The sequence below is a fragment of the Clostridium sp. genome, from assembly GCF_036660475.1.
Taxonomy (GTDB): domain Bacteria; phylum Bacillota; class Clostridia; order Clostridiales; family Clostridiaceae; genus Clostridium_J.
Genome location: NZ_JAVXAO010000006.1, coordinates 65,088 through 80,313, shown reverse-complemented (window position 1 = coordinate 80,313; position 15,226 = coordinate 65,088). Strand labels below are relative to the sequence as shown.

The 15,226-nt window shown below is 29.5% G+C and carries 15 protein-coding genes; 5 read left to right on the top strand and 10 right to left on the bottom strand.

The window, feature by feature from the left end:
- Positions 1-78 precede the first annotated feature (78 nt).
- Entirely contained in the window at positions 79-918 is an 840-nt protein-coding gene (locus RSA29_RS09810; RefSeq protein WP_346943084.1) for an SDR family oxidoreductase, read from the bottom strand.
- A gap of 209 nt (positions 919-1,127) precedes the next feature.
- Positions 1,128-1,580 (bottom strand): MarR family transcriptional regulator, encoded by a 453-nt coding sequence (locus tag RSA29_RS09805; protein WP_346943085.1) that lies wholly within the window; start codon positions 1,578-1,580, stop codon positions 1,128-1,130.
- 421 nt (positions 1,581-2,001) lie between these two features.
- Between RSA29_RS09805 and RSA29_RS09800 the strand changes: the two genes are divergently transcribed.
- The 4 genes from RSA29_RS09800 (at position 2,002) to RSA29_RS09785 (ending at position 4,955) form a co-directional block, all read left to right on the top strand.
- Positions 2,002-2,520, top strand: coding sequence for a sigma-70 family RNA polymerase sigma factor (locus RSA29_RS09800; protein WP_346943086.1), 519 nt, complete (start codon positions 2,002-2,004; stop codon positions 2,518-2,520).
- 1 nt (position 2,521) lies between these two features.
- A complete protein-coding gene (locus tag RSA29_RS09795; protein WP_346943087.1) occupies positions 2,522-4,033 on the top strand; it encodes a DUF4179 domain-containing protein in 1,512 nt (503 codons plus the stop codon).
- 203 nt (positions 4,034-4,236) lie between these two features.
- Positions 4,237-4,470: a hypothetical protein gene (locus RSA29_RS09790; protein ID WP_346943088.1), complete on the top strand. Its 234-nt coding sequence runs from the start codon at positions 4,237-4,239 to the stop codon at positions 4,468-4,470.
- 185 nt (positions 4,471-4,655) lie between these two features.
- Positions 4,656-4,955, top strand: a complete 300-nt coding sequence (locus tag RSA29_RS09785) for a hypothetical protein (protein WP_346943089.1) — start codon at positions 4,656-4,658, stop codon at positions 4,953-4,955.
- A gap of 178 nt (positions 4,956-5,133) precedes the next feature.
- Here the strand turns inward: RSA29_RS09785 and RSA29_RS09780 are convergent, their stop codons facing one another.
- From RSA29_RS09780 to RSA29_RS09755, 6 genes are all read right to left on the bottom strand, one after another.
- A complete protein-coding gene (locus tag RSA29_RS09780) occupies positions 5,134-5,577 on the bottom strand; it encodes a HepT-like ribonuclease domain-containing protein (protein ID WP_346943090.1) in 444 nt (147 codons plus the stop codon).
- A 2-nt stretch (positions 5,578-5,579) separates the two neighbouring features.
- Positions 5,580-5,981: a nucleotidyltransferase domain-containing protein gene (locus RSA29_RS09775; protein ID WP_346943091.1), complete on the bottom strand. Its 402-nt coding sequence runs from the start codon at positions 5,979-5,981 to the stop codon at positions 5,580-5,582.
- Positions 5,982-6,071: 90 nt separating this feature from the next.
- The gene (locus RSA29_RS09770; RefSeq protein ID WP_346943092.1) at positions 6,072-8,051 is read right to left on the bottom strand and encodes an FtsX-like permease family protein; all 1,980 of its coding nucleotides are present in this window, start codon (positions 8,049-8,051) and stop codon (positions 6,072-6,074) included.
- Complete coding sequence (locus RSA29_RS09765; protein ID WP_346943093.1) at positions 8,041-8,811, bottom strand: ABC transporter ATP-binding protein; 771 nt, start codon at positions 8,809-8,811, stop codon at positions 8,041-8,043. Before RSA29_RS09765 ends, RSA29_RS09770 begins: the two co-directional genes overlap by 11 nt.
- Positions 8,812-9,234: 423 nt before the next feature.
- Positions 9,235-10,251, bottom strand: coding sequence for a sensor histidine kinase (locus tag RSA29_RS09760; RefSeq protein ID WP_346943094.1), 1,017 nt, complete (start codon positions 10,249-10,251; stop codon positions 9,235-9,237).
- Entirely contained in the window at positions 10,248-10,919 is a 672-nt protein-coding gene (locus tag RSA29_RS09755) for a response regulator transcription factor (RefSeq protein WP_346943095.1), read from the bottom strand. The genes RSA29_RS09760 and RSA29_RS09755 overlap by 4 nt, the downstream gene beginning before the upstream one ends.
- A gap of 188 nt (positions 10,920-11,107) precedes the next feature.
- Between RSA29_RS09755 and RSA29_RS09750 the strand changes: the two genes are divergently transcribed.
- Positions 11,108-14,134 carry a collagenase gene (locus RSA29_RS09750; protein WP_346943096.1) on the top strand — a complete coding sequence of 1,009 codons (3,027 nt, stop codon included), beginning with the start codon at positions 11,108-11,110 and terminating at the stop codon, positions 14,132-14,134.
- A 123-nt stretch (positions 14,135-14,257) separates the two neighbouring features.
- Here the strand turns inward: RSA29_RS09750 and RSA29_RS09745 are convergent, their stop codons facing one another.
- A complete protein-coding gene (locus tag RSA29_RS09745) occupies positions 14,258-14,953 on the bottom strand; it encodes an HAD-IA family hydrolase (protein WP_346943097.1) in 696 nt (231 codons plus the stop codon).
- Positions 14,954-14,989: 36 nt separating this feature from the next.
- On the bottom strand, positions 14,990-15,175 hold the full coding sequence (locus RSA29_RS09740) for a DUF4177 domain-containing protein (protein ID WP_346943098.1): 186 nt from the start codon (positions 15,173-15,175) through the stop codon (positions 14,990-14,992).
- Positions 15,176-15,226: the final 51 nt, after the last annotated feature.

Genomic DNA, 15,226 nt, shown 5'->3' with positions numbered 1-15,226 from the left:
TTATTGATATTAAAAATAGGAACTTATTAGTATTATTTATCTCCACTAATAAGTTCCTATTTTAGCTGTTCTTTATTTTTAGAATGATGTCCATCCACCATCTGTTTGTAATGTAGCTCCTGTCATATGTGTTGAATCATCTGATACTAAGAATAATATTGATGCTGCTTGTTCTTCAGCGGTTGCATCCACATTGGAAGCTCCTTTTAATATACTCTTAGTTTTTTGTCCAGCCATAGATTGAGCTTTTGATGGATCAATACCTTTAGCAATAGCATCAGCCATTTTAGCTTTAACAAAAGCCATAGCCTCGTCAACCATTGGTGTATCTGTTCCCGCTGGGTTCACCGAGTTCACTCTAATGCCAAATTTAGCGTAATCCAAAGCTAAATTCTTAGTAAGTCCATTTACAGCATGCTTTGATGCTACATATGCAGGATTTCCAGGAAGCCCAGTAAGTCCAGCTATAGAAGCATTATTTACTATTACTCCACTTATATTTCCTTTTATAAATTCATTTATTTCATGCTTACAACAGTAGAAAACTGAGTAAAAATTATTTGCCATTGTAAAATCCATTTTTTCCTTAGTTAATAGATGTGCAGCGCTTGGCTCTCCCATAACACCTGCATTATTAATAGCTATATCAAGCTTACCATATTTATCAATTGTTGCCTTCACCATTTCTTCTGCTGATTCTTCTTTAGATAAATCTAAATTCAAGAAGATTGCATCTCCCCCATTGTCTATTATAGTTTGTAAAGTTTTTTCACTTTCTTCCTTTTTTATATCTACTAAAACTAATTTAGCACCCTCTTTTGATGCTCTTATTGCAGTTGCTCTTCCTATTCCTGTAGCGGCTCCTGTTATTATCATAACCTTGTCTTCAAATCTTCCTGCATAATATCTTTTTTCCATAATAATATCCTCCTCATCATTCATAATTATAGCAACTATGAATTCACGCTTTTTATTTTTTATTATATCTTAAGTAAGCCTCCAAATTTTAATTTGGCTAAGACGAACTTACTCCTTCAAATGTATATGAGAAGAAGTTCCCTTATTTCTTTGTTATGTTTAATGGGTTGTTAAAACTTAAAGCTAATGATATTTGTCTTAGTGATAATCTAAATTTTTTCTTCCATAAATACACTTTCAGGTTTAGTCTTTGTAACTTTTCTAAAAAGGTAATAAAATTGATCTAGCTCTTCTTCCGTAAGCTCTTTTGCAATCTCTATTTCCCACTTTTTTGATTTATTTATAATTTCTTCTCTTTTCTCTTTCGCATAATCTGTTAAAAATATATAGTACTTTCTCTTGTCATTTACATCCTGTACTTTTTTTATGTATCCAGCTTCCTCAAGTTTAACAATAGCTCTAGTAGTTGCTGCTTTATCAACACCTATTTTGTAAGTTAGCTCATCATGAGTTAATCCATCCATAATATATAAATATACTAGAAACTGATATTGGCCAGCACCTATATTATATTCCTTATACTCTTTACCTAAAAAAACTATCCCCTGCCTATACAACTGATTAACATACCTACTAATTGATTCAGTTTCATACTTTTTCATGATTTACCCCTTATCTTAACCTTTTACTCTCTAATACAATTAATGCATCTTTTAAAAATAAATAAGTCAGTATGTTCGACTTGTTATTTATTTTATGATGACTAATAATAACTTTTGCTATATCGAGCTATTTTATACTCCATTAACTTAGCCTTTATAACACGGCTTAATCAATTCTTTGATTTTTATATTATCCCTTCTTAAACCTTGTTGACCTATCAACTATATTTTATCCTTATTTAGTTGATAGGTCAACCTTTTTTTTATGCCCTCCACACCTTCACCCTAATTAATTTAATGTATTAGATTCTATTTCTATATAATTTAATTTTTTGAAATTTTTGAGAACCATTTGCTAGTATATACGGTCTAATGTAATGTAATATATATTTAGCATGCTATATATGATTGGAGTGTTTATATGATTTATATAGAATTAGTTCACAAAAGCAAAACTGGAGATTCAGATTCCTTTGCAAAACTTATAAAGATTTATGAAAAGGACTTATATAGAGTTGCTATTGCCATGGTTAAAAATAATGATGATGCATTAGATTGTATTCAAGATACCATTCTAAAAGCTTATAAAAATATAAATAAGTTGAATAATGAAGCTTATTTTAAAACATGGCTTATTAAAATTCTAATTAATAAGTGTAATACTGTTATATCAAAGAATAAAAGATTTACTTCCTTATCTAGTATTAATAGTGAACCCTCCTACTCTGATAATTTTAATCAGGTTGAAGTTTCGGATATTGTAGATAAATTAGATCATACCTTAAAGATCTTAGTTACTTTGTATTATTATGAAGATATGAGTATCAAAGAAATTTCTGAAAGTCTTCATATTCCAGAGGGAACTATAAAATCTAGATTATCTAGAGCTAGAGGGCAACTTAAGTCTATGCTAGATGATGAATATAGTGAGGTGTTATAGAATGAGTAAAGACATATTTACAAATAAATCTGACCTTGAAAATGACGATTTACAAATTAAGAGTTTCCTTAAAGAAAATAATAATCTTAAAGTACCTATTGAGATATCTATTGGTATTGATGCTGTGCTTAGAGATCTTAACAGTGATATAAGCAAAGAAACTCCTAAGAAAACAAATGGGATTTTAAGTAAAGTAGCTATGGTCGCCCTAATAGCCTTAAGTTTAACTATAGCTACGAGTATTGTTAACCCAACACTTGTGAAGGCAATGCCTGTGGTTGGAAAAATATTCGACTTTTTCTCTGGTGAATCTGCAAATAAATTTAATGACGCATCTATATTAATAGGAATGTCTGCAAAAGATAAAGGTATAACCGTTACTCTTGAGGAAGCTAGTATGGATAGTGAAAAGTTCATGGCTACACTTAAGGTTACTGGAAAATCTTTTAATACTAATAAAATTGATGTGGAAGTTGGAGGAAGTGCTAATAATCGTAGATTTAGTCCATCTAGTAGTACAATTAAAAGAATTGATGATACTACAGTTGTGGTATTATTTGAAGGAACTCTATCAGATATTAATATAAGTGAAAAAGTGCATTTAGAACTTTATATTGGTGGTATATTAATAGATGATAAAGAGATAAATGGTGATTGGAACTTTTCAACAACTATTGATGCAGATGAAATATTAGTTCCTTCAAAGGAAATAAAGTCTATGGATGAAGTTACTATAGAAGATTACAAGGTTAGGATAGAAAAATTTACAACCTCGCCTTTAAGCACTAATGTTAATGCTAAATGTGTATTTAATAACTATAATTTTTTAAATAAAAGTGAAACAGATATTCTTAATGATTCAAATAACCTTTTCACAGTTGGATATATATTTAAAGATTCTCTTGGTAATATACTTTTATCCAAAGAAATTGAAGCTAGTTGTGATCTAAATACTATGGAGTATAATATGAAAAGTGAAATTTTAGGTGACCTGTCATATTCAGAGTATATTGATGTTATACCAGTTTTAAGGGGTAAAGCAGAAATGTCCTATTATGATGAGAACGGTGATATGTTATATCAATGCATATCTGATTCTCCTCAAGCTAATTTCGAGAAAATATCTATAGGCAATAACTATTATAACATGGATATTAATAATCGATTTTTAAGTATCGATGAATTAAAGGGTAAAACAATTGAAGTTAATAATACAGGAAGTGTATCTATAAAAGATGTTGAAGCTACTGATAGTTATACTAAGATAACCGTAAATATTAGTGATTATTATGATATTAGATTTCTAGGTTTTATGGGAATAATTGATGAAGACTTTAATGTTTGTAACAATGAAGGCTTCAATATGGGTCCAGTTGTAGAAAATTCTAGTGAGAAAGAGATAAGTGTAACTCTTCCCCAACTAGATAAATCAAAGAAATATACTATATCTCTCCCAAGAATACTTGACCTTAATATAGATGATGCTAATAAAATTAGAGTAAATTTAAATTAATAGCTAAAAAATAGGCAGCCAACTAAAGTGGAATCTATGTAATTATATAGATTCTACTTTATGCTTGGACTGCCTACTTGCATAATTGTTAAATATTTCTTCATTCGTTCAATTATTGGTGTATAATTAAATGGTAAAGTAATGAATACTTATATACCATTGTTAAGTGATAATTACTTATATATTGGAGAAGTACTGAAAAAATGGGTATTCTCATATTTTTAACAGCGGTTGTTATTAAAATTGTATTTGTAGTTTTATGCATTATTACGAAATCCAATCAACAAAGATTAAGAAGTATTATCAGAATTGTAACATTTGCAACCAAAACTGACACATACTCGGATACAAACCATGTTGAAACCTATATCGACACTGGTGAAAATAGAAAAAAGCACTGTTACTTCGTCTTTAAAATAATTATGAAATTTGATTAAAGTACTAAAAGTACCAGTAAAAATGATATCATTTTTTTCTTCATTATAGATTCTCTCTTTCAACTTCACCACCATTTTGTAAATAAATATATTTATTGTAAATATTTTAATATTTTGTTTGCTAATAATAATGCTTATTGTTATGCTATAAATATAGTATTATAAGTAAAAAAGGGGGTTTGATTATGGAAAAGCTAAGAGGAAAATTTGTTTGTTTATTTGTTATTATAATTTTGTTTTTGTCAATATTTACATTCATAAAAACCGATGAACTAAGAGATGCAAGGGCTTATGTTTTTTTTAATGGACATTTTAATTTTGCAATAAAGGGAAGTGTCACCGAGCAAAAATATTCGCCAAACCCTGATAATGTAGCAATTCATTTTTTATATGGAGATGAAAATATGGGACCAATTTCTCTGCATAAATCAAAATTAGGATTATGGTTTGTACAGGAAAATGGAACAATGCCTGATCCTCATTAATTTATTTTAAAATATAAGTTATAAAAATAATCATGTTTTTTAAAATAGGGGCTGTATCAGAATGAAGTTTTTAAACTTCATTCTGATACAGCCCTATTACTACAAATTTTTTTTATAAAACTATATATGTTTTTTATGTTGAAATCTCTTTTTACGGTTCTGAAGTAGACTTACCAAATCACTTAACAACTAATCTTATTTTTTCGGAAGAAATTTCTAAAAATAAATCTAAAGTTATAATTTCAGATTTACATATATCTATAATTCTTTTTCTCGCTAGTTTCCTTTGATAGTAATCATGAGTATACCTATTTCTAAGTCTTACTATTCCCTGAAGTTTTTTAGAATCCTCTGAAGATATGAATCCAAATGTTGATGATAAATCTATTATATCAACACCTGATTTATTAGGTATATAATTTTCTGTGGCTACTAAATAGGTTTCACACATATCTAATATAAATTCACAAAAGGAATTAAAATAAGATATCATAGCTTCATCTACTATCTCATCCTCACTATTTGGATTTCTCTTTAAACATTCCCTTATGCGCACTAAAAAAACTTTACTTTCTACAAGTTTTTCTTCCAGCTTTTCTTTTTTATATTTATAATAGACCATTGTTACACCCCTCTCTCCTTTAGATGATAGTCTCTAATTATCTCCAAGTACTCACGATCTCTCTTAAAACATGAGTACGCAAGTATATAATCTAAGTACTTCTCTTCTTGTAATATAAATTTATTAGGACTTGCTATCATAATTTCACCAAATGGATAAATTACATCATTAATGAAGGTAATATGAATATTATCATGATTAAAATACCCCGATAAATGATTAGTTAAATAATCCTCTATCTCTATTTCCCTATTCCATTCTAATTCTTCATTAGAAAGAACCATAACATCTATATCACTTCGTTCCTTATCCCAACAACTTTCATTGTAGCTTCCAAAAGTACATAAGCTTATAACATCATAGATCATATCAATATCTAATCCACTTTTACTAACTAATTTCATAATACTCTCCATTCTAAGAATTTATTAACTATATTATATCCCATAATATAGTTTTATTAAACAAAAACTCCTTATCACATGGGTTCTTATTTATTTAACCATTTTCTTACTTCCAAAATAAGTAGCTATGAAGTATCCTCCATAAACCATTACTAGCACTATAGCTGCAATGATAATGTGATTTATCATGCTTGCTGAGCCAAAGATTGCTACCACTTCTGAAGCTATCTTCAACCCTACAATGGAGTGCACTATAGCTAGCGATAGAGGCATCATAAAGTATATTGACACCTGTATTAATATAGAGTTATTTATCATAGACTCATCTACTCCAACTTTTCTTAAAAGCTTATATCGTTCTATATTATCTGCTGATTCTGATAGCTGTTGAAGTGCGAGCACTGCGGCTGATGTAATTAAAAATATTATCCCCATATATATTGCAAGGTATGATGCTAGAGCTCCAATACCTGTTGATTGTGCCTTAATCTCTTCTCTTGTAATATAGTAAGTTTTTAAATCACCATTTGCATAATTCCCTCTTACATTAGATGCTAAAGTTTCTCTTATCTCACTGCCCTCTCCGCCATCATTTAAATTCAAATGTCCATCAGTTGGAATTAATCCTTCTACCAAGTAATCTTCAACTATAAACGTACATATATTATTCTTCATCATAGAAGAATAAATTACAACATCTAAAGCTTTTCCATCATAAGGTGTAAGCTTTTCTCCAGCCACAATAATCTCTATGTTGCTGTCTAATGATTCCTGTAGACTTTCTGTCATATCGCTGATATCCCCAAAGACTGCATATTCTCCCGTATTTAGTTTTACTTCATCTTTATTTAGCAGCTTCATTATACTGTTAAATTCAGATATCTTTATTACAGGAATTGTTTGATTTTCAGATACTGGATAATATCTACTACCTTCTTTAAACCCTTTTTCACTAAGAAAATCTGCATAGGCAAAGTTATTTGCATAATACATATAACTTGCATAATGTCCTTCATATTTAGAAATATCCACATTATACTTCTGTAAAACTTCCTCTACACTTTTCCCATTACGATTCCAAAAACTCATATCATACTGAGTTAAATCTTCTACCTCTCTATTCATTGCTGTGCTAATTCCAAGTCCACCTGAAAGAGTACATATAGCAACAAATAACATTAAGCATATAAATGTCATAGATATAAAAGTGGTGTTAATTTTACTATTAATTTGCCTTAATACAAACATATTTAAATCTTTAAGATACATCTTTTTATTACTTTGCACCATCTTAAGTAAAAATCCCGCAAGTGAAAAGAAAAACAAAAATGTACCTATACAACCAAGTCCAATGGCTATAAAAATTTCTTTATTAAATGTAGCCATCCCATTTTCAAGTGCAATATTATAAGCCACCCCTATAGTTATAACAGAAATTATAAACACCATAACTGAAACCCATATATTCTTTATTTTTACCTTTTCATTCTTTTTAGACGAGGTAAGTAGGTCAACCAGTTTTACCTTTCTAACTGTGAATGAGTTAAAAATAAGAATTATAAGATATATAAATCCAAAGCACATCATAGTCTTTTTAAATGCATCCATAGAAAATATAAATTTAAAACTAGTCATATCTACCTTAAACATTTTTGCCGTTACTACAGATAATCCCTGTGACAAAAATACACCTAGGATAAGCCCTATAACAAGAGATACTATTCCTATCATCACAGTCTCTATAAATAGTAATGCTGAAAGTTTAGAGTTCTCCATGCCAAGGGTCATATAAACTCCGAATTCCTTCTTCCGTCTTTTTATTAAATAGTTATTTGCATAAACTATTAGAAACCCTAGAATAAAAGAAATAAATATAGAAGTTATTCCCATAATATTAGTTATCATCTCAAACATAGCTTGCTGCACTTCACTTACTTCCATTAAAATACTCTGTGCCTCAATTGAGTTGAAGGTGTAGAATATACATACTCCGAATATTAAAGTTAAAAAATAAATTGTATAATCCTTAATACTTCTTCTTAAATTTCTAGTCGCTAATTTAAAATACATCTCTTTGGTCACCTCCAAGAAGAGTTACAACTTCAATTATTTTATTGAAAAACTCCTTCCTAGAATCATTGCCACGAATTAGCTCATTGAATATCTTTCCATCCTTTATAAATAAAATCCTACTAGCATAACTGGCTGTAAATGCATCATGAGTTACCATAACAATTGTAGCACCTAATTTGCTATTTAAATCCTCAAGACTTTCAAGGAGCATCTTTGCTGACCTAGAATCCAAAGCACCTGTAGGTTCATCTGCAAGTACTAAAGATGGCTTTGTAATAATGGCTCTAGCTGAAGCAACTCTTTGCTTTTCTCCACCAGACATCTCATAAGGATATTTACTTAACACCTCTGTGATATTTAACTTAGCTGCAACTTCTAAAACTCTTGTATGAATCTCTTTATGATTCACCTTTGAAATTGTAAGTGCAAGAGCAATATTTTCATAGGCAGTTAAAGTATCTAATAAATTAAAATCCTGAAATATAAATCCAAGCTTTTCTCTTCTAAACTTAGCTAATCCTTTAGAATTTATTCCCGTTACCTCTTTATCCCCTATATAAATATATCCACTAGTTACTTTATCAATGGTAGATATACAATTTAAAAGAGTAGTTTTACCACTTCCTGAAGCCCCCATTATTCCAATGAATTCTCCCTCTTCCACAGATAAACTAATACTATCAATAGCCTTAGTCATATTTCCCTTATTCCCATAATATTTCTCTATATTACTTACTTTTAAAACTTCTTTACTCATAATTTGTTCTCCCCTTCCTTCTATATCTCTATATTACAACTCTAGGAGATTGCTATCCATAGAAGAACATAACAGAAAGCTTACATTATTGTAATATATATTAATATTATCATTATAAATTCAGTATAATTCCATATAAAAAAACATATAATAAGAATAAGGTAATGGTATATTTTAAAATAACTGTATATCTAAATTAGCCTTAGAGGTTAAATTATTATTTTTAAGTAACAATTTAACCTTTAAGGCCTTTTTTTATTTGTCTATGTTCTAAATAATTGTCGACAAATGCTCATAAGTAAAATGAATAAGTTCAACTTGTCAACCTTTGCTTAATTCTTATAAATCCAAAACTATTCACTGTTTTAGACATCCCCTTATCTGTACTATACTAAATCACATAGGATAATACTGCGCCCTCTACTAACATACATTTTTATAATAGGTATTCGCTGGAAATAGTATGGATACTACTGTTCCAACTTTAATTTCCGATTTAATCCCTATCCCAAGCCCTAGCTTCCCACATAATTTTTTACATAGATAAAGTCCCATACCTGTAGATTTTCCAAATATTCTTCCATTCTCCCCAGTATAGCCCTTTTCAAATACTTTACCTAAAGATTTTTCACTAATCCCCATGCCATTGTCGGAAATGTTAAGAATAACTTCCCCTTGATTTTCTTCACAATATATTTTCAAAGTGCTTTCCTTCTTATCCATATATTTAATAGCGTTACATATAATTTGATGAATCATAAACTCTATCCATTTATTATCTGAATTCACCTTTTTATCTATATTTTCTAGGTTAATTTTAATACCCTTTTCTATTAACATATTTGCGTTTCTTTTTATGGTAGCGTTAATACACTGCTTTATATTTATCTCCTTAATTAGATAATCCTTTTCTATACTATTGCTTCTTGTATAAAACAATGCTTGTTCTATATAATTTTCTACCCTATCTAGCTCCTCATCTATACTCATAGTAACCTTGGAATTATTGTTTTCAACTAAAAGCTTGCAAGCTGCTATCGGTGTTTTAATTTCATGAACCCATAGCTCAATGTACTCCTTATACTCTTTACTATTAATGCTAAAGGATGCCACCTGATCATTCATTGCTTTATTTGACCGACTTACTATTTCATATAAAATCTTACCTTCAAGAAAACTAGGCTCTTCCATAATTTCAGAAATGAGATATTTCTTATCTAAATTCTCTAGATTTTTTAAAACTTCATTATAATATTTATTCTTACTAAAATACTCATAACTATAAAATATAAAAATACCTGAAAAATTTAATACTGATATAAAGATTATTGCATAACTATCAACATTTAAGGCCGCTAACAGTATTGACGTAACCATGAGTATTCCTATGTTTATCAAAATAAAAACTATTCGTTCTTTAAAATACTCTCTAAATTTCATATCAACATGTACCCCTGACCTCTTTTAGTTTGGACATACCCTTCTCCACCAATTTCCTCAATCTTTTTTCTAAGCCTATTTATATTTACTGTTAAAGTATTATCATCTACAAACTCATCAGACTGCCACAGTGCTTTTATTATCTCATCTCTTGAAACTATCTTTTCCTTGTTTTTAATTAATGTATATAAAATCTTACTCTCATTTTTAGTTAACTCCTGCTTCTTCCCCTGAAACTCCACCTCACTAGTGGAAATATTATATTTTAGTTCTCTATGCTTTATAATCTCCATTTCATTACTTTTATAAGTTCTTCTTATAATTGAAGAAATTCTTGCTAAAAGTATCTGAGTGTTATATGGCTTTGTTATAAAATCATCAGCTCCTAAGTTCATACTCATAAGCTCATCGATTTCACTATCTCTACTTGTGACAACTATAATTGGAACATTAGACTGCTTTCTTATTTCTCTACAAATATAATACCCATCAAAATAAGGAAGATTTATATCAAGTAGTACTATTTCAGGTTCTTCACTTAAAGTCTCTTCCACAATATTTTCAAAGTTAGTAGAAGACTTTGTAATGTATCCATATTTACTTAAAAAAGTAGAAAGCTCTACCCTAATTTTCTCTTCATCCTCTATAATGAAAATTTTTTCATTCATAAATTAACTCACCTCTTCTATTATAATTATACCTAATTTATTCTATTTAAACATATCAATTGTATTTGACATAATGAATAATATTATAAATATTTTAAGTCACATGAATATTTTAATAAAATATGTTATATTTTTACAATAATATGATATAATTGTATAAGTTATTAATTTATATAGGAGGATTTAAAATGAAAAAAAATATTATTTTTCTGTTACTTAAAAATTCTAAACAATTTATGGAAAGGAAAAACTTTAAACGAACTATTGCCCTATCGTGTTTAACCGCATTCTTAACTGTAAATACAGCAACATCTGTTATTGCTATGCCTACCGCGACTATGAACAACACACCATTTGGTGTAGAATCACAAAATGATATAAAACAGTTAAAACCATCTAACCCATACGAAATGAAGGTTAATACAAACGAAAATGTTGTTCATGCTAAAACATTAACTGAAGGAAATGTCACTGATATAACTTTAATTAAACCTTTAGCGGAGGAAAATTTAGATATAACTCCATTTGCAGTTCAACGTAATTACACATTAAAAGAACTTTCAGCAATGAGTTATGAGGAAATGGTTAATATCATCGTAACTCTAGAATGGAGAAACATTGATGGTCTATTTACCTATTCTCCCGATTCTCAAGAATTTTATGGTGATAGTGCTCGTGTAAAATATATAATAAATGCTTTGGACTCAAGGTCTAAAACCTTTACTCCCCTTGATAACAAGGGAATTCCCACTATAGTAGAAGTTTTAAGATCAGGATTTTATTTAGGTTATTATAATACCGGTTTAAGCTACTTAAATGATAGAAATTTTCAAGATTTATGCTTGCCTTCATTAAATTCTATGTTAGCAAACCCTGATTTTAAATTTGGAAATAAACTTCAAAATGGTGTAATTGGAAGTTTTGGTTCCTTAATTGGAAATGCATCCTGCAATGCAGAAGTCGCTAATAAAGCTGCAGTATTATTAAAAGATTACAAATTAAATATGGCATCATACAGTAGTGATTTATCAAAAGGGAACGCTATCTATGCAGTAATTCAAGGTATATCCTATGACTTTACTTCCGCATCATATGGAAAGGTTCCTAGTTCAATGCCTTATTACGGCAAAATAGATACCTTATTAAATGAATTTAAAGATATAGCCCTACTAAGCGGTGTTAGCAGTAGCAACCAGTGGTTCGTCAATAATGCTATTTACCAAATAGGTGAGCTAGGTATTTTCCATAGCAATCCTAAAATGGCTCAAGAAGTATTAACAACCGTTATGGACAATGGGCCTAAGTATTCTGAAACATTTTTTATAGCAGCACAAAAAATAAATTATTCTTACAAGGGCATAAACTCTCGTGGTGAAAATATAAACTATGCTAAACTTCAAGAAGAAGGATATACTCACTATCTACCTAACAAATACACATTTGACAACGGCGCAATAGTAATGCAAGTTGGTAGTAATGTTACACAAGAAAAAGCTAAAAAACTTTATTGGGCAGCTAAAGAAGTTGAAGCTCAATTTTTTAGAACTGTTGGAAATGATAAAGCATTAGAACCAGGAAATACAGATAATGTTTTAACTATAAAAATATTTAACTCACCAAAAGAGTATAAAATGAATCAATACTTAGGCAATCTCAGTACAGATAATGGCGGAATATATATAGAGTCTACAGGAACATTCTATACTTATGAAAGAACTACCCAAGAAAGTATTTATAGTTTAGAAGAACTATTTAGACATGAATTTAGTCACTACTTACAAGGTAGATATTTAGTTTCAGGTCTTTGGGGACAAGGTCCATTCTATGAAAATGAGGATTTAACCTGGTATGAAGAAGGTTCAGCTGAATTTTTTGCAGGTGGCACCCGTACTGATGGCATAAAGCCAAGAAAAACCATAGTAAATCAACTTGCACCTAATGAAATAGATAGATTTACTCTTAGTAAAACTGTATCTTCAGGCTATAATAGTGGATGGCAATTTTATAATTATGGATTTGCTCTTGTAAGTTATATGTATAACAATGATATGACTTCACTAAATAGACTTCATGATTCTGTAATGGCTAATGATATAAAAGGTTATAGAGCCTTTATGTCAGAATTAAAATTAGATTCAGCTAAAAACACACAGTATCAACAGTATATGCAAAAATTAATAGGTGATACTACCATTGGAACTCCACTAGTATCAGATAGTTATACAGCAATTCATCCTAATAGAACTCTAGCTCAAATCTCTTCTGATATAATAAGTGTAAGTGGAATGAGTACTGTAACCCAAGATAAAACTACTTCCTCAGACTTTAATACCTTTAAAATCTCTGGTAAGTATTTGGGTGGAATTTCAACCGGCAGATTGCAAGATAATGCTGAAATGAATAAAACTGCTAATGAAATGTTGAAAAACTTATCATTAAAAGGTTGGACTGGATATGAAACCGTAACTTGTTATTTCACTAATTATAAAGTAGTTAATGGAAACTTTGAATATGATTTAGTTTTTAAGGGACTTTTAAATGATAATTCTATAATTCCTGAAAATAAAGTTCCTACGGCAAATATAGATGCTCCATCACAAGCAATAGTAAATACCTCTGTTCAATTTAATGCAGATAAATCTGTAGATACAGATGGATATATAGTATCCTATGCTTGGGATTTTGGTGATAACAGTATAAGTTCATCTAAAAACCCTGCTCACTCTTATAGTAATGAAGGAACCTATATTGTTACCCTTAAAGTTACTGATGACAAGGGCGCTATATCTGAAACAAAGTTTAACATCAATATTGTTCCAACCCCTATAGGTGGTGTAATAACTTCTGAAATAGAACCAAATAACACCAATGCTCAAGCCAATTCCTTCATAGCTAATAATACAGCTGTAACTGGCTCCCTAAAAAACTTTTCTGATGAAGATAACTTTGTATTTGAAGTAGACACCGCCGGTAAAGTCGATATAAAAATTACAGGTAGTGCTTCAAAATTAACTTGGGTTGTTTATAAATCAGATAACTTAAATAACTACAAATGTTGGAAACAATACACTCAAGGTGATATAAGTAGCGGAAGCTTCACAGCAACTACTGGCAAATACTATCTTAAATTGTATGCAATTGATGGAGCTATTGTAAATGGAAACTATAGTATAAATATTACTGGAATAAAATCTTATACACCTAATATCCAATAGAAATATATAAACTATTAAATCCCCCTTAAATTTAACTGTTTATAAAAAAATTTCGTGTAAATTAAATAAGAACTCACCCGTAACCATGACAGGTGAGTTCTTAAATTTATACGTTATTTTTAACTAAGATATAATTAATTCATCAAGTGATCTAATTATAGGATATTTACTTTTAATACTATAATCTTCATATCTATCAATTAATATTGGAGTCATTCCAAACTCTTCCGCTGCTATAAGATTTGATTCACTATCATCAATGAATATAGCTTCATTCGCCTTAATCCCTAGTTCCTCAATGGCAATCTTAAATAATACCTTTTCACTCTTATAAGATCCATAAACAGATGACATTACAAAAGTTGAAAAATATTCTCTTAAATCCTTATTTATAAATACTCTTTCTAGGGATGGCCATGTATCTGAAACTACCCCTAACAAATATTTTTCCTTTAGCTTCAATAAAGATGGTTTAACATCCTTAAAAAACACAAATTTTTCATCGTTATAAACATTATCCCTTGCTAAACGTTCAACTACCTCTTTATTAATTTTAGGATAATTAATTTCCTTTAACACAATTTCATAAAATTCTTTAAACATATTAAACTCATGGTCTTCAGTTTCAACTAATAGTGTTTTGTTAATATGTTCACAAGCCTTCCCCATGGCTTCATCTAGCATTTCTTCTGTGCACTTAAACCTTGAATTACTAGCAATGTGAAAAAAATTAGGTGTAATAAACCAATGCCCTGTTCTAGGTACATTTAGAGTTCTCCCTGAATCAAATAAAATAGCTTTAATACCATCCATATTCATTCTAATTCTCCCTCAACATTTTACTTTAACATTCTCCTACTCCTTTATTTTACGTTCAAATATAATCTCATATTGAGTAGGTTTTCCATGCGAATTATAGTACATAGGTAATACTTGTACTAATCTCCAACCCATCTTAGCATGTTCTTCTATTATGCCATGATGGTCTGCCTCGCTAAAAAATCCACCTAAAGTTGCTTCAACATATTTATATTCATACATACTGACTTCCACCTCCTCTTTATTAATATTCCAAAGTTATAATTAAAATCC

Excerpts from the sequence above, each read along its gene's own strand:
- RSA29_RS09755 (WP_346943095.1), bottom strand. The coding sequence starts at position 10,919 with ATGAATGAAAAAATTTTCATTATAGAGGATGAAGAGAAAATTAGGGTA.
- RSA29_RS09765 (WP_346943093.1), bottom strand. The coding sequence starts at position 8,811 with ATGAGTAAAGAAGTTTTAAAAGTAAGTAATATAGAGAAATATTATGGG.
- RSA29_RS09760 (WP_346943094.1), bottom strand. The coding sequence starts at position 10,251 with ATGAAATTTAGAGAGTATTTTAAAGAACGAATAGTTTTTATTTTGATA.
- RSA29_RS09775 (WP_346943091.1), bottom strand. The coding sequence starts at position 5,981 with ATGAAATTAGTTAGTAAAAGTGGATTAGATATTGATATGATCTATGAT.
- RSA29_RS09740 (WP_346943098.1), bottom strand. The coding sequence starts at position 15,175 with ATGTATGAATATAAATATGTTGAAGCAACTTTAGGTGGATTTTTTAGC.
- RSA29_RS09795 (WP_346943087.1), top strand. The coding sequence starts at position 2,522 with ATGAGTAAAGACATATTTACAAATAAATCTGACCTTGAAAATGACGAT.
- RSA29_RS09785 (WP_346943089.1), top strand. The coding sequence starts at position 4,656 with ATGGAAAAGCTAAGAGGAAAATTTGTTTGTTTATTTGTTATTATAATT.
- RSA29_RS09770 (WP_346943092.1), bottom strand. The coding sequence starts at position 8,051 with ATGTATTTTAAATTAGCGACTAGAAATTTAAGAAGAAGTATTAAGGAT.
- RSA29_RS09745 (WP_346943097.1), bottom strand. The coding sequence starts at position 14,953 with ATGAATATGGATGGTATTAAAGCTATTTTATTTGATTCAGGGAGAACT.
- RSA29_RS09805 (WP_346943085.1), bottom strand. The coding sequence starts at position 1,580 with ATGAAAAAGTATGAAACTGAATCAATTAGTAGGTATGTTAATCAGTTG.
- RSA29_RS09800 (WP_346943086.1), top strand. The coding sequence starts at position 2,002 with ATGATTTATATAGAATTAGTTCACAAAAGCAAAACTGGAGATTCAGAT.
- RSA29_RS09750 (WP_346943096.1), top strand. The coding sequence starts at position 11,108 with ATGAAAAAAAATATTATTTTTCTGTTACTTAAAAATTCTAAACAATTT.
- RSA29_RS09810 (WP_346943084.1), bottom strand. The coding sequence starts at position 918 with ATGGAAAAAAGATATTATGCAGGAAGATTTGAAGACAAGGTTATGATA.
- RSA29_RS09790 (WP_346943088.1), top strand. The coding sequence starts at position 4,237 with ATGGGTATTCTCATATTTTTAACAGCGGTTGTTATTAAAATTGTATTT.
- RSA29_RS09780 (WP_346943090.1), bottom strand. The coding sequence starts at position 5,577 with ATGGTCTATTATAAATATAAAAAAGAAAAGCTGGAAGAAAAACTTGTA.